The sequence below is a fragment of the Herbaspirillum sp. Her4 genome (assembly GCF_057961335.1).
Window position 1 is genome coordinate 1,233,217 of record NZ_CM176330.1, and the last position, 26,274, is coordinate 1,259,490.

The 26,274-nt window shown below is 59.0% G+C and carries 38 protein-coding genes; all 38 read left to right on the top strand.

Going from position 1 to position 26,274, the window contains the following annotated elements; genetic code table 11:
* Positions 1 to 79 precede the first annotated feature (79 nt).
* Positions 80 to 2,377, top strand: a complete 2,298-nt coding sequence (locus ACWFUC_RS05635; RefSeq protein WP_489624354.1) for a TonB-dependent hemoglobin/transferrin/lactoferrin family receptor — start codon at positions 80 to 82, stop codon at positions 2,375 to 2,377.
* 43 nt (positions 2,378 to 2,420) lie between these two features.
* Positions 2,421 to 3,578, top strand: coding sequence for a hemin-degrading factor (locus ACWFUC_RS05640; RefSeq protein ID WP_489624355.1), 1,158 nt, complete (start codon positions 2,421 to 2,423; stop codon positions 3,576 to 3,578).
* A gap of 353 nt (positions 3,579 to 3,931) precedes the next feature.
* Positions 3,932 to 4,315 (top strand): 30S ribosomal protein S12, encoded by a 384-nt coding sequence (gene rpsL, locus ACWFUC_RS05645; protein ID WP_006465490.1) that lies wholly within the window; start codon positions 3,932 to 3,934, stop codon positions 4,313 to 4,315.
* A gap of 158 nt (positions 4,316 to 4,473) precedes the next feature.
* The gene (rpsG, locus tag ACWFUC_RS05650) at positions 4,474 to 4,944 is read left to right on the top strand and encodes a 30S ribosomal protein S7 (protein WP_006465489.1); all 471 of its coding nucleotides are present in this window, start codon (positions 4,474 to 4,476) and stop codon (positions 4,942 to 4,944) included.
* A 126-nt stretch (positions 4,945 to 5,070) separates the two neighbouring features.
* Positions 5,071 to 7,176, top strand: coding sequence for an elongation factor G (gene fusA / locus ACWFUC_RS05655; protein ID WP_013232184.1), 2,106 nt, complete (start codon positions 5,071 to 5,073; stop codon positions 7,174 to 7,176).
* 109 nt (positions 7,177 to 7,285) lie between these two features.
* Positions 7,286 to 8,476, top strand: coding sequence for an elongation factor Tu (gene tuf, locus ACWFUC_RS05660; protein ID WP_008334097.1), 1,191 nt, complete (start codon positions 7,286 to 7,288; stop codon positions 8,474 to 8,476).
* Positions 8,477 to 8,575: 99 nt separating this feature from the next.
* Positions 8,576 to 8,893, top strand: coding sequence for a 30S ribosomal protein S10 (rpsJ, locus tag ACWFUC_RS05665; protein WP_006464935.1), 318 nt, complete (start codon positions 8,576 to 8,578; stop codon positions 8,891 to 8,893).
* Positions 8,894 to 9,044: 151 nt separating this feature from the next.
* Entirely contained in the window at positions 9,045 to 9,713 is a 669-nt protein-coding gene (gene rplC, locus ACWFUC_RS05670) for a 50S ribosomal protein L3 (RefSeq protein WP_013232185.1), read from the top strand.
* A gap of 2 nt (positions 9,714 to 9,715) precedes the next feature.
* The gene (gene rplD, locus ACWFUC_RS05675) at positions 9,716 to 10,336 is read left to right on the top strand and encodes a 50S ribosomal protein L4 (protein ID WP_006464933.1); all 621 of its coding nucleotides are present in this window, start codon (positions 9,716 to 9,718) and stop codon (positions 10,334 to 10,336) included.
* Positions 10,333 to 10,650: a 50S ribosomal protein L23 gene (gene rplW, locus ACWFUC_RS05680; protein WP_006464932.1), complete on the top strand. Its 318-nt coding sequence runs from the start codon at positions 10,333 to 10,335 to the stop codon at positions 10,648 to 10,650. The genes rplD and rplW overlap by 4 nt, the downstream gene beginning before the upstream one ends.
* Positions 10,650 to 11,477, top strand: coding sequence for a 50S ribosomal protein L2 (gene rplB / locus ACWFUC_RS05685; protein ID WP_006464931.1), 828 nt, complete (start codon positions 10,650 to 10,652; stop codon positions 11,475 to 11,477). Before rplW ends, rplB begins: the two co-directional genes overlap by 1 nt.
* A 10-nt stretch (positions 11,478 to 11,487) precedes the next feature.
* The gene (rpsS, locus tag ACWFUC_RS05690; RefSeq protein ID WP_006464930.1) at positions 11,488 to 11,763 is read left to right on the top strand and encodes a 30S ribosomal protein S19; all 276 of its coding nucleotides are present in this window, start codon (positions 11,488 to 11,490) and stop codon (positions 11,761 to 11,763) included.
* A gap of 6 nt (positions 11,764 to 11,769) precedes the next feature.
* Complete coding sequence (gene rplV / locus ACWFUC_RS05695) at positions 11,770 to 12,102, top strand: 50S ribosomal protein L22 (RefSeq protein ID WP_008334132.1); 333 nt, start codon at positions 11,770 to 11,772, stop codon at positions 12,100 to 12,102.
* Positions 12,103 to 12,111: 9 nt separating this feature from the next.
* On the top strand, positions 12,112 to 12,930 hold the full coding sequence (gene rpsC, locus ACWFUC_RS05700) for a 30S ribosomal protein S3 (RefSeq protein ID WP_008334135.1): 819 nt from the start codon (positions 12,112 to 12,114) through the stop codon (positions 12,928 to 12,930).
* A 2-nt stretch (positions 12,931 to 12,932) separates the two neighbouring features.
* A complete protein-coding gene (rplP, locus tag ACWFUC_RS05705; RefSeq protein WP_008334136.1) occupies positions 12,933 to 13,352 on the top strand; it encodes a 50S ribosomal protein L16 in 420 nt (139 codons plus the stop codon).
* Positions 13,353 to 13,365: 13 nt separating this feature from the next.
* A complete protein-coding gene (gene rpmC / locus ACWFUC_RS05710) occupies positions 13,366 to 13,560 on the top strand; it encodes a 50S ribosomal protein L29 (RefSeq protein WP_006464926.1) in 195 nt (64 codons plus the stop codon).
* Positions 13,557 to 13,829, top strand: coding sequence for a 30S ribosomal protein S17 (rpsQ, locus tag ACWFUC_RS05715; protein ID WP_034333526.1), 273 nt, complete (start codon positions 13,557 to 13,559; stop codon positions 13,827 to 13,829). The genes rpmC and rpsQ overlap by 4 nt, the downstream gene beginning before the upstream one ends.
* Before the next feature lie 196 nt (positions 13,830 to 14,025).
* A complete protein-coding gene (gene rplN, locus ACWFUC_RS05720) occupies positions 14,026 to 14,394 on the top strand; it encodes a 50S ribosomal protein L14 (protein WP_006464924.1) in 369 nt (122 codons plus the stop codon).
* A 9-nt stretch (positions 14,395 to 14,403) separates the two neighbouring features.
* Positions 14,404 to 14,718: a 50S ribosomal protein L24 gene (rplX, locus tag ACWFUC_RS05725; protein ID WP_489624356.1), complete on the top strand. Its 315-nt coding sequence runs from the start codon at positions 14,404 to 14,406 to the stop codon at positions 14,716 to 14,718.
* Between the two features lie 5 nt (positions 14,719 to 14,723).
* Positions 14,724 to 15,263 carry a 50S ribosomal protein L5 gene (rplE, locus tag ACWFUC_RS05730; protein ID WP_006464922.1) on the top strand — a complete coding sequence of 180 codons (540 nt, stop codon included), beginning with the start codon at positions 14,724 to 14,726 and terminating at the stop codon, positions 15,261 to 15,263.
* Positions 15,264 to 15,270: 7 nt separating this feature from the next.
* Complete coding sequence (gene rpsN / locus ACWFUC_RS05735) at positions 15,271 to 15,576, top strand: 30S ribosomal protein S14 (RefSeq protein WP_008334139.1); 306 nt, start codon at positions 15,271 to 15,273, stop codon at positions 15,574 to 15,576.
* 14 nt (positions 15,577 to 15,590) lie between these two features.
* Positions 15,591 to 15,986: a 30S ribosomal protein S8 gene (gene rpsH / locus ACWFUC_RS05740; protein WP_006464920.1), complete on the top strand. Its 396-nt coding sequence runs from the start codon at positions 15,591 to 15,593 to the stop codon at positions 15,984 to 15,986.
* Positions 15,987 to 15,996: 10 nt separating this feature from the next.
* Complete coding sequence (gene rplF / locus ACWFUC_RS05745) at positions 15,997 to 16,530, top strand: 50S ribosomal protein L6 (protein WP_008334141.1); 534 nt, start codon at positions 15,997 to 15,999, stop codon at positions 16,528 to 16,530.
* Between the two features lie 12 nt (positions 16,531 to 16,542).
* A complete protein-coding gene (gene rplR, locus ACWFUC_RS05750) occupies positions 16,543 to 16,905 on the top strand; it encodes a 50S ribosomal protein L18 (RefSeq protein WP_008334143.1) in 363 nt (120 codons plus the stop codon).
* Positions 16,906 to 16,917: 12 nt separating this feature from the next.
* The gene (rpsE, locus tag ACWFUC_RS05755) at positions 16,918 to 17,436 is read left to right on the top strand and encodes a 30S ribosomal protein S5 (protein ID WP_006464917.1); all 519 of its coding nucleotides are present in this window, start codon (positions 16,918 to 16,920) and stop codon (positions 17,434 to 17,436) included.
* Between the two features lie 10 nt (positions 17,437 to 17,446).
* Entirely contained in the window at positions 17,447 to 17,626 is a 180-nt protein-coding gene (rpmD, locus tag ACWFUC_RS05760; protein ID WP_006464916.1) for a 50S ribosomal protein L30, read from the top strand.
* Between the two features lie 26 nt (positions 17,627 to 17,652).
* The gene (gene rplO, locus ACWFUC_RS05765; protein ID WP_008334147.1) at positions 17,653 to 18,087 is read left to right on the top strand and encodes a 50S ribosomal protein L15; all 435 of its coding nucleotides are present in this window, start codon (positions 17,653 to 17,655) and stop codon (positions 18,085 to 18,087) included.
* Between the two features lie 19 nt (positions 18,088 to 18,106).
* On the top strand, positions 18,107 to 19,438 hold the full coding sequence (gene secY, locus ACWFUC_RS05770; protein ID WP_013232188.1) for a preprotein translocase subunit SecY: 1,332 nt from the start codon (positions 18,107 to 18,109) through the stop codon (positions 19,436 to 19,438).
* 32 nt (positions 19,439 to 19,470) lie between these two features.
* On the top strand, positions 19,471 to 19,689 hold the full coding sequence (infA, locus tag ACWFUC_RS05775; RefSeq protein ID WP_005663428.1) for a translation initiation factor IF-1: 219 nt from the start codon (positions 19,471 to 19,473) through the stop codon (positions 19,687 to 19,689).
* Positions 19,690 to 19,719: 30 nt separating this feature from the next.
* Positions 19,720 to 19,833 (top strand): 50S ribosomal protein L36, encoded by a 114-nt coding sequence (rpmJ, locus tag ACWFUC_RS05780; RefSeq protein WP_013232189.1) that lies wholly within the window; start codon positions 19,720 to 19,722, stop codon positions 19,831 to 19,833.
* A gap of 28 nt (positions 19,834 to 19,861) precedes the next feature.
* A complete protein-coding gene (gene rpsM / locus ACWFUC_RS05785; RefSeq protein ID WP_006464912.1) occupies positions 19,862 to 20,227 on the top strand; it encodes a 30S ribosomal protein S13 in 366 nt (121 codons plus the stop codon).
* 42 nt (positions 20,228 to 20,269) lie between these two features.
* Positions 20,270 to 20,674 carry a 30S ribosomal protein S11 gene (rpsK, locus tag ACWFUC_RS05790; RefSeq protein ID WP_006464911.1) on the top strand — a complete coding sequence of 135 codons (405 nt, stop codon included), beginning with the start codon at positions 20,270 to 20,272 and terminating at the stop codon, positions 20,672 to 20,674.
* A gap of 162 nt (positions 20,675 to 20,836) precedes the next feature.
* Positions 20,837 to 21,460: a 30S ribosomal protein S4 gene (gene rpsD / locus ACWFUC_RS05795; RefSeq protein WP_008334157.1), complete on the top strand. Its 624-nt coding sequence runs from the start codon at positions 20,837 to 20,839 to the stop codon at positions 21,458 to 21,460.
* 106 nt (positions 21,461 to 21,566) lie between these two features.
* The gene (locus tag ACWFUC_RS05800) at positions 21,567 to 22,544 is read left to right on the top strand and encodes a DNA-directed RNA polymerase subunit alpha (protein ID WP_006464909.1); all 978 of its coding nucleotides are present in this window, start codon (positions 21,567 to 21,569) and stop codon (positions 22,542 to 22,544) included.
* A gap of 187 nt (positions 22,545 to 22,731) precedes the next feature.
* Positions 22,732 to 23,127 carry a 50S ribosomal protein L17 gene (gene rplQ, locus ACWFUC_RS05805; RefSeq protein ID WP_008334167.1) on the top strand — a complete coding sequence of 132 codons (396 nt, stop codon included), beginning with the start codon at positions 22,732 to 22,734 and terminating at the stop codon, positions 23,125 to 23,127.
* Positions 23,128 to 23,276: 149 nt separating this feature from the next.
* Positions 23,277 to 23,624 carry a divalent-cation tolerance protein CutA gene (cutA, locus tag ACWFUC_RS05810; RefSeq protein WP_489624357.1) on the top strand — a complete coding sequence of 116 codons (348 nt, stop codon included), beginning with the start codon at positions 23,277 to 23,279 and terminating at the stop codon, positions 23,622 to 23,624.
* Between the two features lie 33 nt (positions 23,625 to 23,657).
* Positions 23,658 to 25,448: a protein-disulfide reductase DsbD gene (gene dsbD / locus ACWFUC_RS05815; RefSeq protein WP_489624358.1), complete on the top strand. Its 1,791-nt coding sequence runs from the start codon at positions 23,658 to 23,660 to the stop codon at positions 25,446 to 25,448.
* Between the two features lie 110 nt (positions 25,449 to 25,558).
* Positions 25,559 to 26,197, top strand: a complete 639-nt coding sequence (locus ACWFUC_RS05820; protein WP_241813700.1) for a peroxiredoxin — start codon at positions 25,559 to 25,561, stop codon at positions 26,195 to 26,197.
* Positions 26,198 to 26,274 lie beyond the last annotated feature (77 nt).

Below are 26,274 nucleotides of genomic sequence, written 5' to 3' on the forward strand. Positions count from 1 at the left end.
CCTGTTTCCACAGGCCGTTTTTATCCAAGAGGTAGCCAGCCAGCGCTAGTAACCGAACCAGACCAAGGGGTGGTTACCAGTGTTTCCAAGCAAATCGAAGTGTGCAGCGGCCGTGTTCCTGGCGCTGCAGCAGTGGCTGTGTGCGAGTGCCTTTGCGCAATCGGCCGATGCCAATACCCAAAACGATCCCGCTCGCGCGTCGGCGAGTGAATCCATCACCTTGGCGCAAGCCAGCGGCAAGAAGCTGCAGGACGTGGTGGTCACGGCCAATCGTTCCGGCAGCAGTGACCTCGATCACGCGGCCGCCACTGTCTCCGTCATCACCTCCGACGAGATCGAGGAGCACAACGCCAAGGACATCAAGGATGCCTTGCGCTACGAGCCGGGGGTGGAGGTGCGGCGCTCGGTGTATCGCATGTCCGGCATCACGGGGGCGACGGCCACCACCGGGCGTGGCGGCAATGAGGGCATCACCATTCGTGGCCTCGATGGCAATCGCGTGCTGATGCTGGAGGATGGCATCGTCATGCCGCGCGCTTTCAGCCAAGGCGTGGCCAGCGTGGGGCGGGGTGCGACTACGGACACCGAACTGTATCGCCGCATCGAAGTGCTGCGCGGGCCTGCGTCTTCGCTCTACGGCAGCGATGGGCTCACCGGCGCGGTCAACTTCATCACCAAGGACCCTTCCGACTTGCTGGACGTTTATGGCAAGTCCAGCTATTTCTCCTTCAAGCCTTCCTACGACTCGGTCGACAAGAGCTTTGGCGCGACCGCCAGCGCGGCCTGGGGCGGCCAGCAATGGCAGGGAATGCTGATCCTCAATGCGCGCCACGGCAACGAAAGCGACAACAAGGGGACCAACGACGTGCGCGGCAGCGCCCGCACCACGCCCGACCCGATGAGCACTACCAATCGCTCGGCCCTGGGAAAACTGGTCTTCAAGCCCAATGGCATCGACACCTTCAAGCTCACCCTGCAGGCTACCGAAGAGCGAGAGAGCGGGGACAGCCTCTCTGCGATCGGCAATGGTGTGACCGCCTACAGCACCAGCAGCAAGTCCACCGGCCAGCGCGTCACGCTGGCCTACGAACGCAACGATGCGGATCAGCCGTGGATACAGAAATTCAAGGCCAGCCTCACTTATCGCAGTGCCGACACCGACCAGCTCACCAATGAAGCCGGCACCAGCACGGCGACGATCGTGCGGCCGCGTTTCCGTGCGGTTTCCTATAGCGACCAGATGATCAGCGGCAGCCTGCTGGCCGAGAGCAACTTCGGCTCCGATCGCTGGCGGCACAAGCTGGTCTATGGGCTGGACCTGAGCCTGTCCACCTTGCAGACCAGCGCCGACGGCACCGGCTGGACCAGTTGCACCGGCACGCAGTATTGCCAGTACTTCCCCAAGACCGAGAGCACCCAGCTCGGTGCCTATGTGCAAGATGAGATGCGCACCGGCGCGCTGACCACCATCGCCGGCCTGCGCCTGGACAGCTATGAACTCAAGCCCAAGGCCAGCGCAAAATACGACGCCCAGGCCATCGCCAACGGGCAGCCGGCAGTGAGCAGCCGCGACAGCGCCTTCTCGCCGCGCCTGGCGTTCCTCTATGAAGTCACGCCGGCTTTCATCCCCTACATCCAATATGCGCGCGGCTTCCGTTCGCCCTCGCCGCAGGAGATCAATTCCTTCTTCAACAATACCGTCTATCGCCAGATCTCCAATCCTGACCTCAAGCCCGAAACCAGCAACACGGTCGAAGTCGGCCTGCGCGGCAAGCTGGCGGCCGGGCCCGGAGCGTTGCGCTACAGTGCGGCGGCATACAAGGGCAATTACCGCAACTTCATCGACCTCGTGACGGTGGGCGGCAACCTCACGGCGGCCAACCCGACCATCTTCCAGTACCGCAATGCGGCCAAGGCCGAGATCCACGGGCTGGAAGGGCGGATCGATTACGCGCTCGACAATGGCTTCACCGTCAAGGGCGGGTTCGCCTGGACCAAGGGAACCACGACCACCAATGGCGTCGAGCAGGGACTGGAATCCGTGGCCCCGCTGTCGGTGGTGGCGGGCCTGCGCTATGAGCGTGCCCAGCAGTGGTTCGTGCAGAGCGACCTGGTCTACAACGCGGCCAAGAAGAAGGAAGACATTCCGACCGCCACCAACTTCGTCTCGCCCTCCTTCTTCGTGATGGATCTCTCGGGTGGCTATCACCTCACCCGCAACATGACCGTCACCGCCGGCATCCGCAACCTGTTCGACCGCAAGTACTGGAGCTGGACCGACATCCGCGGCTTGTCGCTGGCCGACAGCGCGGTCAACAAGGATGCCTATACCGAGCCGGGGCGCAGCTTCAACGTCAGCCTGAAGATCGCCTACTGAGTCGCCGGACCCATCCATCTCTCATTCATCCTGAAGGAATTCCATGAGCAAGCACATCATCGCCCGCCCCGCATTGCGCCGTACCTCCCTGGCCGTGTTGCTGGCCGCGACCTTGGCCGCTGCCGGCTGCGCAACTCAGCCCTCCTTGTCCGAACGCTGGGCAGAGCTGCAGCGTTCGCAGCCAAAACTTCATACCCGAGATGCCGCACGTGAACTCGGTGTCAAAGAATCGGCCTTGCTGGCCACCCAGGTCGGCCGCAATGCCGTGCGCCTCAAGGGGGACCCGGCCGATATCGAGGCCCTGTTCGAGCGTCTGCCGGAGCTGGGCCGCATCAAGGCCATTACGCGCAATGAAGATGCCGTGCTCGAGCGCAGCGGCGAAGTCACGCCCGTCAAACGGGATGAGCAGGGCAGGGTGATCCCCGGGACCGGCTTCGCGGGCGGCCCCATTGATCTGCGTTTTGCCACGGCCAAATGGGGCAGCGCCTTTGCGGTGGTGCAAGCGGGCCGGGATGGCAAGACCAGCCGCAGCCTGCAGTTCTTCGACCGCCAGGGTGATGCCGTGCACAAGGTCTATCTGGACAATGAGCAGCACGTGGCCCAATTCGATCGCCTGATAGCGGACTTCAGGCTGCCCGATCAACAGGCGGCCTTGAACATCGAGCCCGGCCCGGTGACGGCGACTACCCAGCCGGCTGCGCCACCCAGTGCCGAGGCGATCCGCGAACTGCGCCAGTCCTGGCATGAGTTGACCGACGTGCACCAATTCCCGCGCCTGCTGCGCGAGCTCAAGCTGACCCGCGAACAGGCACTGCAGCTCATTGGTCCCGACTCCGCCTGGCGCATCGCTCCGCAGGCGGCCCAGGCGCTGCTGGAAGACGCCAGGCAACGCCAGCAGCCCATCATGGTGTTCGTCAGCAATGGCGGCATGACGCAGATCTATAGCGGCCTGATCGGCAAGACAGCCGTGGCGGGGGACTGGTACAACGTCCTCGATCCGGATTTCAACCTGCATCTGCGCGCCAAGGCGGTGGATCACGGCTGGGTGGTGCGTCGTCCGACCGATCACGGCATGATCACCTCGGTGGAGTTCTATGACGCCCAGGGCAAGCAGATCGTCAACTTCTTCTCGCGCCGCGACCGCGGCCAGCCCGAGACGATGCAGTGGCGCAACATGGTCGAGGCGCTGCCGCGCGGCTGATTTTGCCACGCGGGCAATGGAAGAGCCGCACACAACTCTTGCATAACGGGAAACATTGCCATTTCGCCACCCGTAAACCGTGGCGAAATGGCCATAAACCGCGTCAAATCGGCACCGGAGCCCGCTTCGGGTTGACCCGCTAGACATTCCGGCGTACACTCGCGAGTTCTCGAATTTAGGCTCTCCCGGGCTTATGCGTTCTTTGGTCTGAAACATCGCTTCTGCGACGCTACCTTCCCTTCCGGTCTTAAATCCGATTTGCGCATTGTCTTGCGCACAAGAGTTTCCTGTGTGGTTCCGGGCAACCGATTCCGGAACCTGTTTTCAATGTTGTACTTTGTTGGATTAAAACGATGCCAACCATCAATCAACTGATTAGCAAACCACGTGTCCGCGCGATCGTGAAGAGCAAGTCGCCGGCGCTGGAAAACAGCCCGCAAAAGCGCGGTGTCTGCACCCGCGTGTACACCACCACCCCGAAGAAGCCGAACTCGGCGCTGCGTAAGGTGGCCAAGGTGCGTCTGACCAACGGTTTCGAAGTCATTTCGTACATCGGCGGTGAAGGCCACAACCTGCAAGAACACAGCGTCGTGCTGATCCGCGGCGGCCGTGTGAAGGACTTGCCGGGTGTGCGTTACCACATGGTTCGCGGTGCACTGGATACCCAGGGCGTCAAGGATCGTAAGCAAGCTCGCTCGAAGTACGGTGCCAAGCGCGCCAAGGCAGCGAAGAAGTAATAATTGGTGTTTATCATGACGCTTTCGCGCGTCGTGTGAACAGACTCAGAGTCGGTCCAGGTTGGGCCGAGTAAGTGGAAGCCATGATGGCTCTCCGCGAGTGCAGGCGAAGTTGAAGCAGGGTTCGCCCACTCAACTGAAGATTGAAAGGAATCGAAATGCCACGTCGTCGTGAAGTCCCCAAGCGGGAAATTCTGCCGGATCCGAAGTTCGGCAACGTTGAAGTCGCCAAGTTTGTGAACGTGCTGATGCTGTCGGGCAAGAAGTCCGTCGCTGAAAACATCATCTACGGTGCCTTCGACTACATCCAGACCAAGTCGGGCAAGGACCCGCTGGAAGTGTTCTCTGCAGCCCTGAACAACTGCAAGCCGATGGTGGAAGTGAAGTCCCGCCGCGTCGGTGGCGCCAACTACCAGGTGCCCGTTGAAGTGCGTCCGGTGCGCCGTATGGCCCTGTCGATGCGCTGGCTGCGTGAAGCCGCCAACAAGCGCAGCGAAAAGTCGATGCCGCAGCGCCTGGGTGGTGAACTGATGGAAGCCGCCGAAGGCCGTGGCGGCGCCATGAAGCGTCGTGATGAAGTGCACCGTATGGCAGAAGCGAACAAGGCGTTCTCGCACTTCCGCTTCTAATCAAGACTGGGCCGGGACGTACCCTATCCGGGTGTTTCCAGGCCTGCATCTAAATTGGTTCGAGCCGAGCGTTTATTTGAAAAAAATGACGCTCGGTTTCGTGCATTAAAGACTTAGGAATAAATCATGGCTCGCAAGACCCCCATTGAGCGCTACCGCAACATCGGTATCTCCGCGCACATCGATGCTGGCAAGACCACCACGACCGAGCGCGTGCTGTTCTACACCGGTGTGAACCACAAGATCGGTGAAGTGCACGACGGCGCCGCCACCATGGACTGGATGGAACAGGAACAAGAGCGCGGCATCACCATCACGTCCGCAGCGACCACCTGTTACTGGAAGGGCATGGCGAACAACTTCCCGGCCCACCACATCAACATCATCGATACCCCGGGTCACGTTGACTTCACCATCGAAGTGGAACGTTCGATGCGCGTGCTCGACGGCGCCTGCATGGTCTACTGTGCAGTGGGCGGCGTGCAGCCGCAGTCGGAAACCGTGTGGCGTCAGGCCAACAAGTACAAGGTCCCGCGTCTGGCCTTCGTCAACAAGATGGACCGTACCGGTGCCAACTTCTTCAAGGTCTACGAGCAGATGCGTGCTCGCCTGAAGGCCAACCCGATCCCGATGCAAGTGCCTATCGGCGCCGAAGAAAACTTCGAAGGCGTGATCGACCTGGTCAAGATGCGTGCGATCTACTGGGACGACGCTTCCCAGGGCATGAAGTTCGACTACCGCGACATCCCCGAGCACCTGAAGGCTGACGCGCAGAAGTGGCGTGAAAACCTGGTCGAAACCGCTGCTGAAGCATCGGAAGACCTGATGAACAAGTACCTGGAAGAAGGCGACCTGACCGAAGCCGAAATCAAGGGCGCGATCCGTCAACGCACCATCTCCGGCGAAATCGTCCCGATGATGTGCGGCACCGCCTTCAAGAACAAGGGCGTGCAAGCGATGCTGGACGGCGTCGTTGAATACCTGCCGTCGCCGGTGGACATTCCCCCGGTTCCGGGCCTGAACGAAGACGACGAGCCGGTCGTGCGCGAAGCCAAGGACGACGAGAAGTTCTCCGCCCTGGCCTTCAAGATCGCTACCGACCCGTTCGTTGGCCAGCTGTGCTTCATCCGCTGCTACTCCGGTACCCTGAACTCGGGCGACACCGTGCTGAACTCGGTGAAGTCGAAGAAGGAGCGTATCGGCCGTATCGTTCAGATGCACGCCAACCAGCGTGAAGAAATCAAGGAAATGATGGCCGGTGACATCGCCGCCGTCGTGGGCCTGAAGGACACCACCACCGGTGACACCCTGTGTGACGACAAGGCAATGGTCGTGCTGGAGCGCATGGTCTTCCCCGAGCCGGTGATCTCGCAGGCTGTGGAACCCAAGACCAAGGCCGACCAGGAAAAGATGGGCCTGGCCCTGAACCGCCTGGCTGCTGAAGATCCGTCGTTCCGCGTGCGTACCGACGAAGAATCGGGCCAGACCATCATCGCCGGTATGGGCGAGCTGCACCTGGACATCATCGTTGACCGCATGAAGCGTGAATTCAACGTGGAAGCCACCGTTGGCAAGCCGCAAGTGGCTTACCGCGAAACCATCCGCAAGACCTGCGAAGAATCCGAAGGCAAGTTCGTCAAGCAGTCGGGTGGCCGTGGTCAGTACGGTCACGTCGTCCTGAAGATCGAGCCGCAAGAAGCCGGCAAGGGCTTCGAGTTCGTCGACGCGATCAAGGGCGGTACCGTTCCTCGCGAATTCATCCCGGCCGTTGAAAAGGGCGTGCGTGAAACCCTGAACACCGGCGTGCTGGCGGGTTACCCTGTCGTTGACGTCAAGGTCACCCTGTTCTTCGGTTCGTACCACGATGTGGACTCGAACGAAAACGCCTTCCGCATGGCCGGTTCGATGGCCTTCAAGGAAGGTTGCCGCCGCGCCAGCCCCGTCATCCTGGAACCGATGATGGCTGTCGAAGTGGAAACCCCGGAAGATTACGCCGGTACCGTGATGGGCGACCTGTCCTCCCGCCGTGGCATGGTCCAGGGCATGGATGAAATCGCCGGCGGTGGTGGCAAGATCATCAAGGCGGAAGTGCCCCTGTCGGAAATGTTTGGTTACTCGACCACGCTGCGTTCGGCTACCCAAGGCCGTGCAACCTACTCGATGGAATTCAAGCACTACTCCGAAGCGCCCAAGAACGTGATCGACGCAATCGTCACTTCCAAGGCCAAGTAAGTTGCAGGAATGGCGATCCCTTCCGAGTGGAGGGGATCGCTGGCTGGATCACCAGCCTTACATTGAATATTGAACATCGAACATATCGTTCTTTTGAAGGAAATTTAAAATGGCAAAAGGCAAGTTTGAACGGACCAAGCCGCACGTGAACGTCGGCACCATCGGTCACGTTGACCACGGCAAGACCACCCTGACCGCTGCAATCGCAACCGTTCTGTCGAAGAAGTTCGGCGGCGAAGCGAAGGCCTACGACCAGATCGACGCAGCGCCGGAAGAAAAGGCACGCGGCATCACCATCAACACCGCGCACGTCGAATACGAAACCGCAAACCGCCACTACGCGCACGTTGACTGCCCAGGCCACGCCGACTATGTGAAGAACATGATCACCGGCGCAGCCCAGATGGACGGCGCGATCCTGGTGTGCTCGGCCGCTGACGGCCCGATGCCCCAGACACGCGAACACATCCTGCTGTCGCGTCAGGTTGGCGTGCCTTACATCATCGTCTTCCTGAACAAGGCTGACATGGTGGACGACGCTGAACTGCTGGAACTGGTGGAAATGGAAGTCCGCGAACTGCTGTCGAAGTACGAGTTCCCTGGCGACGACCTGCCCATCGTGAAGGGTTCGGCCAAGCTGGCGCTGGAAGGCGACACCGGTCCCCTGGGCGAGCAAGCCATCATGGCCCTGGCCGAAGCCCTGGACACCTACATCCCGACCCCGGAACGTGCCGTTGACGGTACCTTCCTGATGCCGGTGGAAGACGTGTTCTCGATCTCCGGCCGTGGCACCGTGGTGACCGGTCGCGTTGAGCGCGGCATCATCAAGGTCGGCGAAGAAATCGAAATCGTCGGTATCGCTGACACCCAGAAGACCACCTGCACCGGCGTGGAAATGTTCCGCAAGCTGCTGGACCAGGGTCAAGCTGGCGACAACGTTGGCGTGCTGCTGCGCGGCACCAAGCGTGAAGACGTGCAGCGTGGCCAGGTTCTGGCCAAGCCGGGTTCGATCAAGCCGCACAAGCACTTCACCGGCGAGATCTATGTTCTGTCGAAGGATGAAGGCGGCCGTCACACCCCGTTCTTCAACAACTACCGTCCGCAGTTCTACTTCCGTACCACTGACGTGACCGGTGCGATCGAACTGCCGAAGGACAAGGAAATGGTCATGCCGGGCGACAACGTGTCGATCACCGTGCAACTGATCAACCCGATCGCCATGGAAGAAGGTCTGCGCTTCGCTATCCGTGAAGGCGGCCGTACCGTCGGCGCCGGCGTGGTTGCCAAGATCTTCGACTGATCGTCGGATCAGCAGTAGCAGTACCCCAGTAACACTAGTCGCATTTTTAACATCGCCGGGGATGATCCCCATCCCCGGTTCGTTCTTTAAAGGAAAATCATGTCGGTTCCTAGCCAAAAAATCCGTATCCGTCTGAAAGCTTTCGACTATCGTCTGATCGACCAGTCCGCACTGGAAATCGTTGACACCGCCAAGCGTACCGGCGCTGTCGTCAAGGGCCCGGTTCCCCTGCCGACCCGCATCCAGCGCTTCGACGTTCTGCGTTCGCCGCACGTCAACAAGACCTCCCGCGATCAGTTCGAAATCCGTACCCATCAGCGCCTGATGGATATCGTCGATCCGACCGACAAGACGGTTGACGCATTGATGAAGCTGGACCTGCCCGCTGGCGTTGATGTTGAAATCAAGCTGCAGTAATCAGCTGGCATAGTGTTGGAAAAGCGCACAACCTCGGTTGTGCGCTTTTGTTTTACGGGCTATAATGCTCGGCTTCGATGTGGATTTTGCGTTTGCAAAGCCCATAATTTATGGTAGTACGAACATCAGCCCCGCCCAATCGCAGGCGGGAATGGAGAAAACAATGAGCCTGGGCCTTGTTGGTCGCAAGGTTGGTATGATGCGCATCTTCACGGAAGATGGGGATTCGATCCCTGTGACCGTGCTGGACGTGTCCAACAACCGCGTGACTCAAATCAAAACGCCTGAAGTGGATGGTTATTCCGCTGTTCAGGTGACCTTCGGTCAACGCCGCGCTTCGCGCGTGGTGAAAGCCGCCGCCGGCCACTTCGCCAAAGCTGGCGTCGAGGCAGGTACTGTCCTCAAAGAATTCCGTGTTGACGCTTCCAAGGCTGCCGAACTGAAGGCTGGCGACGTCGTTGGCATCGGCATGTTTGAAGCTGGCCAGAAAGTCGACGTGCAAGGCGTGTCGATCGGTAAGGGCTACGCCGGTACCATCAAGCGTTACAACTTCTCGTCGGGTCGCGCGACCCACGGTAACTCCCGCTCGCACAACGTTCCTGGCTCCATCGGTATGGCGCAGGATCCGGGCCGCGTGTTCCCCGGCAAGCGCATGACCGGTCATCTGGGTGATGTCAAGACCACCGTCCAGAACCTGGAAATCGCCCGTGTGGACGCAGAGCGTCAGTTGCTGCTGGTGAAGGGTGCCGTTCCTGGCGCCAAGAACGGTCAAGTGATCGTTTCGCCGGCAGTCAAAGTCAAAGCGAAGAAGGGGGCTTAATAATGGAACTGAAGCTCCTGAATGACCAAGGTCAAGCTGCTTCGAACGTCGCCGCACCGGATACCATTTTCGGTCGTGACTACAACGAAGCCCTGATCCACCAGGTCGTGGTTGCCTACCAAGCCAACGCGCGTAGCGGCAATCGCAAGCAAAAGGATCGTGAAGAAGTCAGCCACACCACCAAGAAGCCCTGGCGTCAAAAGGGTACTGGCCGTGCACGTGCCGGTATGTCCTCGTCGCCTCTGTGGCGCGGTGGTGGCCGTATCTTCCCGAACTCGCCTGACGAAAACTTCACCCACAAGGTCAACAAGAAGATGTATCGCGCAGGTGTCTGCTCGATCCTGTCCCAGTTGGCTCGTGAAGGCCGCCTGTCGGTCGTCGAAGAGTTCGCCGTCGAAGCCCCGAAGACCAAGCTGCTGGCCCAGAAGTTGAAGGGCATGGGCATGGAATCGGTGCTGGTTATTACCGACAGCCTGGACGAAAAGCTGCTGCTGGCCTCGCGCAACCTGCCGGGCGTGCTGGTGGTCGAGCCGCGTCAAGCTGATCCCGTGTCGCTGGTGTACTTCAAGAATGTCTTGATCACCAAGCCGGCTCTGGCAAAGATTGAGGAGTTGCTGGCATGAACGCAATCGTGAAACATAGCGAAGAGCGCCTGATGAAGGTGCTGCTGGCACCGGTGATCTCCGAAAAGGCAACCTTTGTCGCCGAGAAGAACGAGCAAGTCGTCTTCCTGGTCGCCAAGGACGCTACCAAGCTGGAAGTCAAGGCCGCCGTCGAACTGCTGTTCAAGGTGGAAGTGGAATCGGTGCAAGTCGCCAACCGTCAGGGCAAGCAGAAGCGCTCGCGCAACGGTATGGGCCGCCGCAACCACACCCGCCGTGCTTTCGTCAGCCTGAAGCCGGGTCAAGAAATCAACTTCACCGAGGAGGCTAAATAATGGCACTCGTAAAAGTGAAGCCGACCTCGCCCGGTCGGCGCGGCATGGTCAAGGTCGTCAATCCCGACCTGTACAAGGGCCGTCCGCTGGCATCGCTGGTCGAAAAGAAGTCCAAGACCGCCGGCCGTAACAACAACGGCCACATCACCACCCGCCACATCGGCGGTGGTCACAAGCAGCACTACCGTGTTGTCGACTTCCGTCGCAACAAGGATGGTATTCCTGCCAAGGTTGAGCGTATCGAATACGACCCGAACCGTACCGCGCACATCGCACTGCTGTGCTACGCGGACGGCGAGCGCAAGTACATCATCGCTCCCAAGGGCGTGTCGGTTGGCGATCAGCTGATCAGCGGTTCTGAAGCTCCGATCAAGTCGGGCAACACTCTGCCGATCCGCAACATCCCCGTCGGTACCACCATCCACTGCGTGGAAATGCTGCCGGGCAAGGGCGCGCAAATCGCCCGTACCGCTGGCGCCGCTGTCGTGCTGATGGCACGCGAAGGCACCTACGCTCAGGTTCGTCTGCGTTCCGGTGAAGTGCGTCGCGTTCACATCGAATGCCGCGCCACCATCGGTGAAGTCGGTAACGGCGAGCACAACCTGCGCAAGATCGGTAAGGCCGGTGCAACCCGTTGGCGCGGTGTGCGTCCGACCGTTCGTGGCGTTGTCATGAACCCGGTGGATCACCCGCACGGTGGTGGTGAAGGCAAGACCGCCGCTGGCCGTCACCCGGTTTCCCCGTGGGGCCAGCAGACCAAGGGCAAGAAGACTCGTAGCAACAAGCGTACGACTTCGATGATTGTCTCGCGTCGCGGCAAGAAATAAAGGATAAAACATGACACGTTCATTGAAAAAAGGTCCTTTCTGCGACGCCCACCTGGTGAAAAAGGTTGAGGCTGCCCAGGCTACCAAGGACAAGAAGCCGATCAAGACCTGGTCGCGTCGTTCGACCATCATGCCGGACTTCATCGGCCTGACGATTGCCGTGCACAATGGCAAGGCACACGTGCCGGTCTATGTGTCGGAAAACATGGTTGGTCACAAGCTCGGCGAATTCGCGCTGACCCGTACTTTCAAGGGTCACGCTGCCGATAAGAAGGCTAAGAAATAAGGTCCTATGATGGAAACTAAAGCTACTCTGCGCGGTGTGCACCTGTCGGCCCAGAAAGGCCGCCTGGTTGCAGACCTGATCCGCGGTAAAAAAGTTGATCAGGCACTGAATATCTTGGCCTTCAGCCCCAAGAAGGGCGCGGTCATCATCAAGAAGGTTCTGGAGTCCGCTATCGCGAACGCCGAACACAACGATGGTGCCGACATTGACGAGCTGAAAGTCAAGACCATTTATGTGGAAAAGGGTGCGGTCCTCAAGCGCTTCACGGCGCGTGCTAAGGGCCGTGGTGATCGTATTTCCAAGCAGTCGTGTCACATTTACGTGACCGTCGGAAACTAAGGAGTCACGATGGGACAGAAGATTCATCCAACCGGTTTCCGTCTGGCGGTTACGCGTAACTGGGGCTCGCGTTGGTATGCAGGCAACAACAACTTTGCCGACATGCTCAACGAGGACCTGAAGGTCCGCGCTTACCTGAAGAAGAAGCTGAAGAACGCTTCGGTTGGCCGCGTGGTCATCGAGCGTCCGGCCAAGAACGCCCGCATCACCATTTACAGCTCCCGTCCGGGCGTTGTGATTGGCAAGAAGGGCGAAGACATCGAAGTGCTGAAGTCGGCACTGGCCAAGCTGATGGGCGTGCCCGTGCACGTCAATATCGAAGAAATCCGCAAGCCGGAAGCCGATGCTCAGCTGATCGCTGACTCGATCTGCCAGCAGCTGGAAAAGCGCATCATGTTCCGTCGCGCCATGAAGCGTGCGATGCAGAACGCCATGCGTCTGGGCGCCCAAGGCATCAAGATCATGTCGTCGGGCCGTCTGAACGGCATCGAAATCGCACGTACCGAATGGTACCGCGAAGGCCGTGTGCCTCTGCACACCCTGCGTGCCGATATCGACTATGGCTTCGGCGAAGCTGAAACCACCTACGGCATCATCGGTGTGAAGGTGTGGGTCTACAAGGGCGATCGCCTGGCAAACGGCGAATCGCCGGTGCTGGTCGGCGAACTGGAAGACGACAAGAAGCGTCGTGGTCCCCGTCGTGACGACGGCAAGCCGGGTGCACGTCCCCGCTCCAAGACTGGTGCTCCTGGCGCCGGTGCAAAGCGTGGCGGTGGTCGTCCTCAAGCTGCCGATGCCGGTGTATCGGCTGAGAAAGCAGGAGAATAATCATGCTGCAACCAGCACGTAGAAAATATCGTAAAGAACAAAAAGGTCGTAACACCGGCATTTCGCACACCCGCGGAACCGCCGTCTCGTTCGGCGATTTTGGTCTGAAGGCAACCGGCCGCGGCCGTATCACTGCCCGTCAGATCGAAGCTGCTCGTCGTGCGATGACCCGTCACATCAAGCGCGGTGGTCGTATCTGGATCCGCGTTTTCCCGGACAAGCCAATTTCCCAGAAGCCCGCAGAAGTGCGTATGGGTAACGGCAAGGGTAATCCGGAGTACTACGTGGCTGAAATCCAGCCGGGTAAGGTACTGTACGAGATGGACGGTGTGGACGAAGCCCTGGCGCGCGAGGCGTTCCGTTTGGCTGCTGCCAAATTGCCGCTGTCGACGACTTTCGTTGTTCGCCAAGTCGGTCAATAATTAGGAGCGGAACATGAAAGCATCTGAACTCCGCGGTAAGGACAAGGCAGGACTGGAAAAGGAACTGGGCGAGCTGTTGAAAGCTCAGTTCAGCCTGCGCATGCAAATTGCGACCCAGCAACTGAACAATACCGCACAGCTGAAGAAGGTACGTCGCGACATCGCACGTGTGAAAACTGTGATCAACTCGAAGGATGGCCAACAATGAACGATCAAGTGAAACAAGCGCTCAAGCGCACGCTGATTGGCAAAGTTGTGTCGGACAAGATGGATAAGACCGTCACTGTCGAAATCGAGCGTCAAATGAAGCACCCGCTGTACGGCAAGATCATCAAGCGCACCAAGAAGTACCACGCGCATGATGAGCAAAACACGGCGAAGGCCGGCGATGTGGTGGAAATCACCGAAAGCCGTCCGATCTCCAAGACGAAGGCGTGGACTGTGACCCGTGTGGTACAGGAAGCACAAATCGTTTAAGTAGCAAAGGTAGTACTTGCGTGCTCGATATTATGGTGCCATAATATCGAGCTCTTTCTTTGCAAAGTAAAGTTTGCAAAGAGAGGCTCAAGAGTAGCTCTATTCGTCCCCTAACTAGCGAGTTCGCTTGCTAACAGGACCAAGACTGACCGCCAGCGCATCCTGCGAAGCGGATTAAGTTGGGAAAGAAAATATCATGATTCAAACTGAAAGCCGGCTCGAAGTGGCCGACAACACTGGTGCGCGCGAAGTTCTGTGCATCAAGGTCTTGGGTGGTTCCAAGCGCCGCTATGCGGGCATTGGCGATGTGATCAAGGTTACTGTCAAGAGCGCAGCACCGCGTGGTCGCGTCAAGAAGGGTGAAATTTATAACGCTGTCGTCGTTCGCACCGCCAAGGGCGTGCGTCGTCAGGATGGTTCGCTGGTCAAGTTCGATGGTAATGCTGCCGTCCTGCTGAACGCCAAGCTGGAGCCCATCGGCACCCGTATCTTTGGGCCGGTGACTCGTGAGCTGCGTACAGAGCGCTTCATGAAGATCGTCTCCCTGGCGCCTGAAGTTCTGTAAGGAGTAGTCATGGCAAAGATTCGTAAAAACGATGAAGTCATCGTGTTGACCGGCAAAGACAAGGGCAAGCGCGGTGTCGTGACTGCTCGTGTGGACTCCGATTATGTCATCGTGGAAGGCGTGAATGTCGCAAAGAAGGCGACCCGTCCGAACCCGATGACGGGTGCAACTGGCGGCATCGTCGATAAGCTGATGCCAATTCATGTGTCGAACGTCGCGTTGTTCAACGCTGCGACCGGCAAGGCAGATCGTGTGGCTTACAAGGAAGTGGACGGCAAGAAGGTCCGCGCTTACAAGTCCAACGGCGAAGTCGTTAAGGTTTAAACATCATGGCACGTCTTCAACAGTTTTATAAAGATAAGGTCGTCGCCGATCTGACTACGAAGTATTCGTACAAGTCGGTGATGGAAGTTCCGCGCATCCTGAAGATCACCCTGAATATGGGTCTGTCCGAAGCAGTTGCGGACAAGAAGATCATCGAGCACGCCGTTGGCGATCTGACCAAGATCGCTGGCCAGAAGCCGGTGGTGACCAAGGCTCGCAAGGCTATCGCAGGTTTCAAGATCCGCGAAGGCTACCCGATCGGTTGCATGGTGACCCTGCGTGGCGCCCGCATGTACGAATTCCTGGATCGTCTGATCACCGTGGCCCTGCCGCGCGTGCGTGACTTCCGTGGCGTGTCCGGTCGTGCGTTCGATGGTCGTGGCAACTACAACATCGGTGTGAAAGAGCAGATCATCTTCCCCGAAATTGAGTACGACAAGATCGATGCACTGCGTGGCATGAACATCAGCATCACCACGACTGCAAAGACCGACGACGAAGCGAAGGCGCTTCTCGCCGCATTTAAATTCCCGTTCAGAAACTGAGGATGCCATGGCAAAACTGGCACTGATTAACCGTGAACAGAAGCGCGCAGAAATGGTGAAGAAGTATGCTGCCAAGCGCGCCGAGTTGAAGGCTATTATCGACGACCAATCGAAGTCGGAAGAAGAGCGTTACGAAGCCCGCCTGAAGCTGCAGGCTCTGCCGCGTAACTCCGCTCCGACCCGCCAGCGCAACCGTTGCGCGCTGACTGGCCGTCCCCGTGGTACTTTCCGCAAGTTCGGATTGGGCCGTATCAAGGTCCGTGAAATCGCCATGCGCGGCGAAATCCCGGGTTTGACCAAAGCTAGCTGGTAATAGGAGAAGAAGCAATGAGTATGAGCGATCCTATCGCCGATATGCTGACCCGTATCCGCAATGCGCAAGGCGTGAACAAGACTACCGTCGTCATGCCGTCTTCCAAAGTGAAGGTCGCCATTGCCAACGTCCTCAAGGACGAGGGCTATATCGAAGATTTCGCCGTAGTTGCCGCTGATGGCAAGGCTGAATTGAAAATCGGTTTGAAGTATTACGCTGGCCGTCCGGTCATCGAGCGCCTGGAGCGCGTGTCCCGTCCGGGTCTGCGCATCTACAAGGGCAAGGACGATATCCCCAACGTCATGAATGGCCTGGGTGTGGCAATCGTGTCCACGCCGCGCGGCGTGATGACTGATCGCAAAGCACGCGCAACCGGTGTCGGTGGCGAAGTGATTTGCTACGTGGCCTAAGGAGTGCAAGATGTCTCGTGTAGGTAAAATGCCTGTTGCACTGCCGAATGGCGCGGAAGCGACCATCACTGCAGAGCAAATCACCGTCAAGGGCCCGCTGGGCTCCTTGACCCAACCGCTGACCAAGAAGGTCAAGGTGGTCAACAACAATGGCTCGCTGAGCTTCGAAGTGGCTGATGACAGCCGCGAAGCCAACGCGATGTCGGGCACCCTGCGTGCTCTGGTCAACAACATGGTCAACGGCGTCACCAAGGGCTTCGAAAAGAAGCTGAACCTGGTTGGCGTGGGTTTCCGTGCACAAGCACAAGGCGACAAGCTGAACCTGTCGCTGGGCTTCTCGCACCCCATCGTTCACCAGATGCCCGCCGGCATCAAGGTTGAGACCCCGACCCAGACCGAAATCCTGATCAAGGGTATCGATCGCCAGGTGGTTGGCCAGGTCGCCGCTGAAATTCGCGCGTACCGCGAACCCGAGCCCTACAAGGGCAAGGGTGTGCGCTACGCTGACGAAGTGGTGACGCTCAAAGAAACCAAGAAGAAGTAATAGGGGTTGACGATGGACAAGAAACAATCTCGCCTGCGCCGTGCGACTCAGACTCGCGCCAAGATCGCAGAACTGAAGGTGAATCGTCTGGCTGTGCACCGTACCAACACGCACATCTACGCCAGCGTCATCGGCCCCGACGCCAACGTGCTGGCTTCCGCTTCCACCCTGGAAGCAGAAGTCCGCGCCCAGCTGGCAGGTCAGACCGGCAAGGGCGGCAATGCTGCCGCTGCTGCCCTGATCGGCAAGCGCGTGGCGGAGAAGGCTCTGAAGGCCGGTGTGACTGAAGTCGCATTCGACCGCTCCGGTTTCCGTTATCACGGTCGCGTCAAGGCGCTGGCTGAGGCTGCGCGTGAAGCCGGCCTGAAGTTCTAAGGATTATCGATCATGGCAAAAATGCAATCGAAAACGCAAAGCGACAAGCCAGATGACGGCATGCGCGAAAAAATGATCGCGGTCAACCGCGTCACCAAGGTGGTGAAGGGCGGCCGCATCATGGGTTTTGCAGCGCTGGCAGTGGTCGGTGACGGCGATGGCCGTATCGGCATGGGCAAGGGCAAGTCGAAGGAAGTGCCCGTTGCCGTGCAGAAGGCGATGGAAGAAGCTCGTCGCAAGCTGATCAAGGTGACCCTGAAGAACGGTACCGTGCAACACACCGTCATCGGCAAGCACGGCGCTTCGTCGGTGATGATCTCGCCGGCCAAGGACGGTACTGGCGTCATCGCCGGTGGTCCGATGCGCGCGATCTTCGAGGTGATGGGCGTGACCAACGTGGTGGCCAAGTCGACTGGTTCGACCAACCCCTACAACATGGTCCGTGCCACCCTGGACGGTCTGTCGAAGATGAACACTCCGGCTGAAATTGCTGCCAAGCGCGGCAAGTCGGTCGAAGAAATCCTGGGCTAAGGTGATCGAGATGGCTAACACAATCAAAGTCAAACTGGTCAAGGGTCTGATCGGTACTCGTCAGGACCACCGCGCTACCGTGCGCGGTCTGGGTCTGCGTCGTGTCAACTCGGTGTCCGAACTGGAAGACACCCCGTCGGTGCGCGGCATGATCAACAAAGTGTCCTATCTTGTGAAAGTTGTGTCGTAAGCCGCGGCTTGCGAACGGAGCGAATCATGCAATTAAACACTATCCAACCCGCAGACGGCGCCAAGCACGCTAAGCGTCGCGTCGGTCGTGGTATCGGCTCTGGCCTGGGCAAGACCGCTGGTCGTGGCCACAAGGGTCAGAAGTCGCGTTCGGGCGGTTTCCACAAGGTCGGCTTTGAAGGCGGCCAGATGCCCCTGCAACGTCGTCTGCCCAAGCGCGGTTTCAAGTCGCTGGCAACGCCTTACAAGGCTGAAGTGCGCCTGTCCGACCTGGAAAAGCTGCCCGTCGCCGAGATCGACGTGCTGGCACTGAAGCAAGCCGGCCTCGTGTCGGAACTGGCTCGTGTCGTGCGTATCATCAAGGCTGGCGAACTGACCAAGAAGGTAACCGTCAAGGGTCTGATCGCAACCGCTGGTGCCAAGGCCGCTATCGAAGCTGCCGGTGGTTCCATCGCTGAGTGATCCGGTCCCGGAGCATTAATTGGCAACTACTCCTCAATTAGCAAAAGGTGCCGCAAAAGGATTCCCCTGGGGTCGTTTGTGGTTCCTGCTGGGGGCGTTGATCGTTTATCGCATCGGTGCACATATCCCGGTTCCGGGTATTGATCCGACGCAGTTGGCGCAGCTGTTCAAGCAGAATCAGGGCGGCATTCTGGGCATGTTCAACATGTTCTCCGGTGGTGCCCTGTCGCGCTTCACGATCTTCGCACTGGGGATCATGCCGTATATCTCGGCATCGATCATCATGCAGCTGCTGTCGGTGGTTTCGCCGCAGCTGGAAGCATTGAAGAAAGAGGGTGAAGCCGGTCGTCGCAAGATCACGCAGTACACCCGTTACGGCACCCTGGTGCTGGCGACCTTCCAGGCGCTGGGCATCGCGGTGGCGCTGGAATCGCAAGCCGGCCTGGTGCTGGATCCGGGTCTGGCCTTCCGTCTGACCACGGTGGTGACCTTGATTACCGGTACGATGTTCCTGATGTGGCTGGGTGAACAGATCACTGAACGTGGTTTGGGCAATGGCATCTCGATCATCATCTTCGCCGGTATTGCGGCAGGTCTGCCGAATGCTCTGGGTGGCTTGTTCGAGCTGGTCCGTACCGGTTCGATGAACGCCCTGTCGGCAATCCTGATCTGCGTGATCGTGGCTCTGGTGACGTTCCTGGTGGTCTTCATCGAACGTGGCCAGCGCAAGATCCTGGTGAACTATGCGAAGCGTCAGGTCGGCAACAAGATCTACGGTGGCCAGAGCAGCCACTTGCCGCTGAAGCTGAACATGGCTGGCGTGATTCCGCCGATCTTTGCATCGTCGATCATCCTGTTCCCGGCCACGATCACCAGCTGGTTCACCTCCGGTGATACGTCCAATCCCTTCATTCGTTTTCTGAAGGATCTGGCGGCATCGATGGCACCAGGCGAACCGATCCATGCCTTGCTGTACGCGGTAGCTATCGTTTTCTTCTGCTTCTTCTACACCGCACTGGTGTTCAACAGCAAGGAAACGGCAGACAACCTGAAGAAGAGTGGTGCTTTTGTTCCGGGTATCCGTCCGGGTGACCAGACAGCGCGTTATATCGACAAGATCCTGATGCGCCTGACCCTGGCCGGCGCCGTGTACATCACCTTGGTGTGCCTGCTGCCAGAGTTCCTGATTGCACGCTGGAAGGTACCATTCTACTTCGGTGGCACATCGCTGCTGATCATTGTGGTCGTGACGATGGATTTCATGGCCCAAGTGCAGAACTATGTGATGTCGCAGCAGTATGAATCGTTGCTCCGCAAAGCTAATTTCAAGGGTGGCATGACACCGCGATAAGCGGGCTCATGCTCCAGGGAAGAAGACACGGAATGGCAAAAGACGACGTTATTCAGATGCAGGGCGAGATTCTTGAAAATCTGCCCAACGCGACATTCAGGGTTAAGTTGGAAAACGGTCACGTTGTACTCGGCCATATTTCCGGCAAGATGCGCATGAATTACATCCGTATCCTGCCCGGCGATAAGGTAACGGTGGAACTGACGCCTTACGATTTGAGCCGGGCACGTATCGTGTTCCGAACCAAGTAACAGTGAAACATTGAAAGAAAGAGGGCCACAATGAAAGTGCTCGCATCAGTCAAGCGGATCTGCCGCAACTGCAAAATCATCAAGCGCAATGGTATCGTTCGTGTGATCTGCACCGAACCTCGCCATAAGCAGCGCCAGGGTTAACTTAACGTTATTGATCGAGGAATAACGAATGGCACGTATTGCAGGGGTCAACATCCCCAACCATCAGCACACCGTAATCGGCCTGACCGCCATCTATGGTATTGGCCGTCCGCGCGCACAAGACATTTGCGCTGCTACCGGCGTTCCGACCAACAAGAAGGTCAAGGACCTGGACGATAACGAGCTGGAAAAGCTGCGTGACGAAATCGCCAAGTTCGTCGTGGAAGGCGATCTGCGCCGTGAGTTGTCCATGAACATCAAGCGTTTGATGGACCTGGGTTGCTACCGCGGTCTGCGTCACCGTCGTGGCCTGCCGGTTCGTGGTCAACGCACCCGCACCAACGCCCGTACTCGCAAGGGTCCGCGCAAGGCCGCTCAATCGCTGAAGAAATAATCCCGGCAGGCGCAAGCACTGGTCGGATTCAAGGAAGAAATTATGGCAAAGTCCCCCAACAACGCAGCAGCATCGCGTGTTCGTAAGAAAGTCAAGAAGAACGTTGCTGAAGGCATCGCGCACGTTCACGCTTCGTTCAACAACACCATCATCACGATCACCGACCGTCAGGGCAACGCTCTGTCGTGGGCAACTTCGGGTGGTGCTGGCTTCAAGGGTTCGCGCAAGTCGACTCCGTTCGCAGCCCAGGTCGCCGCTGAAAGCGCCGGCAAGGTTGCCATCGAATGCGGCATCAAGAACCTGGAAGTGCGTATCAAGGGCCCCGGCCCGGGCCGTGAATCCGCAGTGCGCGCTCTGAACAACCTGGGCATCAAGATCACCCAGATCCAGGACGTGACTCCGGTCCCGCACAACGGCTGCCGTCCGCCGAAGCGCCGTCGCATCTAAGTTGTAGTATAATCTTGCGCTTTCGCCTGTTCGTCAGGCAAAAGCGCAGGCAAATCACCCGCCAATCACCTTGGCGGGTTTTGTTCTTAAGACCACTGTCTGGCCGCATGCAGGTCAGACTAGCGTCCGGCAACATGGGACGTCATTGATAAAGGAAATACCGTGGCACGTTATATCGGACCGAAAGCAAAACTCTCCCGCCGCGAAGGCACCGACCTGTTCCTCAAGAGCGCACGCCGCTCGCTGGATTCCAAGTGCAAGCTGGATTCCAAGCCGGGTCAGCACGGCCGCACTTCGGGCGCCCGCACCTCCGACTACGGCAACCAGCTGCGTGAAAAGCAGAAGGTCAAGCGCATGTACGGCGTCCTCGAGCGCCAGTTCCGCCGCTACTTCGCTGAAGCCGACCGCCGCAAGGGCAACACCGGCGAAACCCTGCTGAAGCTGCTGGAATCGCGCCTGGACAACGTCGTCTACCGCATGGGCTTCGGCTCGACCCGCGCTGAAGCGCGTCAGCTGGTGTCCCACAAGGCCCTGACCGTGAACGGTCAAGTCGTGAACATCGCTTCGTACTCCGTCAAGGCTGGCGACGTCATCGCCATCCGTGAAAAGGCCAAGAAGCAAGTGCGTATCGCCGAAGCCCTGTCGCTGGCCGAGTCGAACGGTTTCCCGCAGTGGGTTTCCGTGGATTCGAAGAAGCTGGAAGGCACCTTCAAGTCCTCGCCGGACCGTAGCGAAATCGCTGCCGACGTCAACGAATCGCTGATCGTCGAACTGTACTCGCGTTAATTCGTAGTACCGCCGTACCCCTGTGCCCACCTCATGGTGGGCATTTTTCCGAACTGCCATCAGCCTTATCGGTGTAACGAGCCGAGGGTATTGAAAAGGACAATTCATGCAAAACAGTTTGTTGAAGCCCCGCATCATCGAAGTGGAAACCCTGGCCCCCGGTCACGCAAAGGTCGTGATGGAGCCGTTCGAGCGTGGTTACGGTCACACCCTGGGCAACGCGCTGCGTCGCGTCCTGCTGTCGACCATGAGCGGTTACGCTCCCACCGAAGTCACCATCGCTGGCGTCGTGCACGAGTACTCCTCGCTGGACGGTGTGCAGGAAGACGTCGTCGACATTCTGCTGAACCTGAAGGGCGTGGTCTTCAAGCTGCACAACCGTGACGAAGTCACCCTGACCCTGAAGAAGGAAGGCGAAGGCGCCGTCCTGGCTTCCGATATCGATCTGCCGCACGACGTCGAACTGATCAACCCGGATCACGTCATCGCCAACCTGACCGGTGGCGGCAAGCTGGACATGCAGATCAAGGTCGAGAAAGGCCGTGGCTACGTGCCGGGCAACGTGCGTCGCCTGTCCGAAGACACCAACAAGACCATTGGCCGCATCATTCTGGATGCGTCGTTCTCGCCGGTTCGCCGCGTGTCTTACGCCGTCGAATCCGCTCGTGTGGAACAGCGTACCGACCTGGACAAGCTGGTCATGAACATCGAGACCAACGGCGTCATCACCCCGGAAGAAGCGATCCGCCAATCGGCCCGCGTGCTGGTTGATCAACTGAACGTGTTCGCTGCTCTGGAAGGCACCGAAGCGACTGCAGAAGCACCGTCGCGCGCACCGCAGGTCGATCCTATCCTGCTGCGTCCGGTCGACGACCTGGAACTGACCGTCCGTTCGGCAAACTGCCTGAAGGCCGAGAACATCTACTACATCGGCGACCTGATCCAGCGCAGCGAAAACGAACTGCTGAAGACCCCGAACCTGGGTCGCAAGTCGCTGAACGAAATCAAGGAAGTCCTGGCTTCGCGTGGCCTGACCCTGGGCATGAAGCTGGAAAACTGGCCGCCGGCTGGTCTGGAAAAGTAATTCACGTCAACTGGCGGGCTGCGGTGCGAGCCGCACCGCCATTCTGGCTTGAGGCCGTACCTGAAGTATTCGTCGTATCCGTAGCAAAGAACTTTTATCCGATATTTACCGGTCCGCGGTCAGGACAGCCCAGCTGGCCTGCCGATAGAAGAACTGGATCAAAACTGTAACCTGAAAGGAAATTACCATGCGTCACCGTCACGGTCTCCGCAAACTGAATCGTACTTCGTCCCACCGCCTGGCCATGCTGCGCAACATGACTGTTTCGCTGCTGCGTCATGAAGCCATCAAGACCACCCTGCCGAAGGCCAAGGAACTGCGCCGCGTCGTCGAGCCGATCCTGACCCTGGGCAAGACCGACACCCTGGCCAACAAGCGCCTGGCCTTCAACCGCCTGCGCGATCGCGAAATCGTCGGCAAGCTGTTCTCCGAACTGGGCCCGCGCTACGCTGCCCGTAACGGCGGTTACCTGCGCATCCTGAAGATGGGCTTCCGTCAAGGCGACAACGCACCGATGGCCTTCGTTGAGCTGGTCGATCGTCCGGAAGTCACCGACGCTGCTGACGCACCGACCGCTGAATAATTCACCGGACGTTGCTTCACAAAGAAAAAGCCAGGCTCTGCCTGGCTTTTTTGTTTTGCGCGGCTGCATTTTCTTTCATCCGGCTGATGTGCGCCGTCACGCCTGGCCTCCGGATGTGGTTGAATACGGACTCTGCAAGGAGTCCTTTCATGTCCGCATCGCTGTTGAACCAGCCTTTGCTGGTACTGGCCAACCTGCCCGACCAGGCCTTGGCTGAACGCTTATCCAATACGCTCGTGGAACAAGGTCTGGCCGCCTGCGTCAACATTCTGTCGCCTGTGCAGTCGGTCTATCGCTGGCAGGGCAAGATCCAGCGCGATACCGAGATCCCTTTGTTGATCAAGACGACCCAGGCGCGCTATCAGGAACTGGAGCAGGCGATTGTCCAACTCCATCCCTACGACGTGCCCGAGATCATCGCCCTGCCCATCACGGCGGGTCTGCCCGCGTATCTGGCCTGGATGCAGGATGAGACCGTCCGTCCCTTGCGCGTATAAGCTCAGAGCACTCCTTTCGAACGAGGAACACCGTTGAACCGCATCAACCGGCGCACGCGCCTGACAAGATATCCCCTGCTGATCGTATTGGCGCTGCTGGCCCTGCTCGGCCTGCTGGTGGCCAAGGCTGCCAAGGCGGCTGAGGATTACCTGCCGCCTGAACAGGCCTTCCAGCTCACCGGCCGCATGGTCGACGCCCAGACGCTGGAGCTGAGCTATCGGATTGCAGATGGCTACTACATGTATCGCGACCGCTTCCACTTCAGCGCCGAAGGCGCGACGCTGGGCGAGCCGCAATTCCCGGCGGGTAAACGCAAGTATGACGAAAACTTCCAGAAGGAAGTTGAAACCTTCCATCAGTCGGTGACTGCCCGGATTCCGGTCAGCGGCGCAGTGAAGGATTTTGTCATTTCGGCAGTATCGCAAGGCTGTGCCGACAAGGGCTTGTGTTATCCACCGATGACCTTGAAGTTGGCGATGTCGGCCCAGGATATTGGCAAGAACGTCACTCCGGCGGGCGTCAATGCGGATGCGCCCAGCACGGGCGGCAGCGATATCGATGGTATTGCCGCCGTGCTCAAGGGCGGCAAGCTGTGGAGCATCCTCTCGCTGTTCTTCCTGCTGGGCATCGGGCTGTCCTTTACGCCCTGCGTGCTGCCGATGCTGCCCATCCTGTCCTCCATCATCGTCGGACAGCAGCCGAGCGCCGGCGGCGGACGCGGGCGCAGCTTCCTGCTGTCGGTCGATTATTCGCTGGGCATGGCCCTGGTCTACACGGCATTGGGCGTAGCCGCCGGCATGCTGGGAGAGGGCTTGTCTGCTTATCTGCAGAACCCTTGGGTGCTGGGCGCGTTTGCCTTGCTGATGGCCGGCCTCGCATTGTCGATGTTCGACCTCTACACTCTGCAAGTCCCCGCCTCGATGCAATCCAGATTATCCACAGCCTCCGGTGGAGGCAGTGGCAAATGGGTCGGTGTCTTCCTGATGGGCGCGATTTCGGCGCTGATCGTTGGTCCCTGCGTGGCAGCGCCCCTGGCCGGGGCCTTGCTGTACATCAGCCAGACCGGCAACGTGGTACTGGGCGGTAGCGCCCTGTTTTCCATGGCACTGGGCATGAGCGTGCCGCTGCTGCTGGTCGGCGCCTCGGCCGGTGCCCTGCTGCCGCGCGCCGGCGCCTGGATGGATGCGGTCAAGCGCTTCTTTGGCGTATTGATGCTGGGCACGGCCTTGTGGATGGTGTCGCCGGTGATCCCTGCGTGGCTGCAGGTGGCTGGCTGGGCGGCGCTGGGCATCGGCTATGGCGCTTTCCTGCTCTGGACGCGTCCGGCTGGATGGATATCCCGGGCACTGGGCCTGGTGGTGGTCACGCTGGGCTTGCTGCAACTGATCAGCGTGGCCACCGGCGGGCGCGATCCGCTGGCGCCGCTCTCGCATCTGCGCGGCCAGTCAGCCGCCGCGCAGCCCACCGACTTCGTGCGCATCCGCTCCAGCGCTGAGCTGGATGCGGCCCTGAAGGAAAACGCCGCTGGCGAGCGCCGCCCGGTCATGCTGGATTTCTATGCCGACTGGTGCGTTTCCTGCAAGGAAATGGAACGCTTCACCTTCTCCGATGCGCGTGTGAAGGAACGTTTCGGCCAGATGCTGCTGCTGCAGATCGACGTGACCGCCAACAATGCCGACGACCGCGCCATGTTGAAGCGCTTCAATCTCTTCGGTCCGCCCGGCATCATGTTTTTCGATGCCGATGGCCGGGAACTGGCACAGCGCCGCGTGATCGGTTATCAGGATGCCGACCGGTTCATCTCTACGCTGCAACATCTGTAGTTCCACATGTCGCAAGGTAATTTGAAAAGCACTTTATAGTCGTTGGCCTGAGGCTGGCCTCGCGTTATAGTCAGCCTTCTGTTTTCATTCTGTCCACCAAGGAGACCACCATGACGCTGCGCCTGGGCGATACCGCACCGGATTTCGAGCAAGAATCCTCGATCGGCAAGATCAAATTCCACGACTGGGCGGGTGACTCCTGGGTCGTGCTGTTCTCGCACCCGGCCGACTTCACGCCGGTCTGCACCACCGAGCTGGGCCTGACGGCCAAGCTCAAGCCCGAATTCGACAAGCGCAACGTCAAGGCCATCGCGCTGTCCGTGGATGGTGCCGAGGCCCACAACCAGTGGATCAAGGACATCGAGGAAACCCAGCAGACCGTGGTCGGCTTCCCGATCGTGGCCGACGTCGACAAGAAGGTCGCGGGCCTGTACGACATGATCCATCCGAACCAGTCCGAAACGGCGACCGTGCGTTCGCTCTTCGTGATTGACCCGAAGAAGAAGGTTCGCCTTATCATCACCTACCCGATGAGCACCGGCCGCAACTTCGACGAGGTGCTGCGCGTCATCGATGCGCTGCAACTGACCGACGGTTACACCGTAGCCACCCCGGGCAACTGGAAGGATGGCGACGACGTCATCATCCCGTTGTCGATCAAGGATGAGGAAGTCATCAAGCAGAAGTATCCGAAGGGCTACAAGTCGCCGCGTCCGTACCTGCGTATTACGCCGCAGCCGAACAAGTAAGCCTGACCCGCCGTACAGCCCGAAAGCGCTTCTGAAGGTGCGCTTTCGGATGAGGCATGAAGAACCCCGTGTTTGCG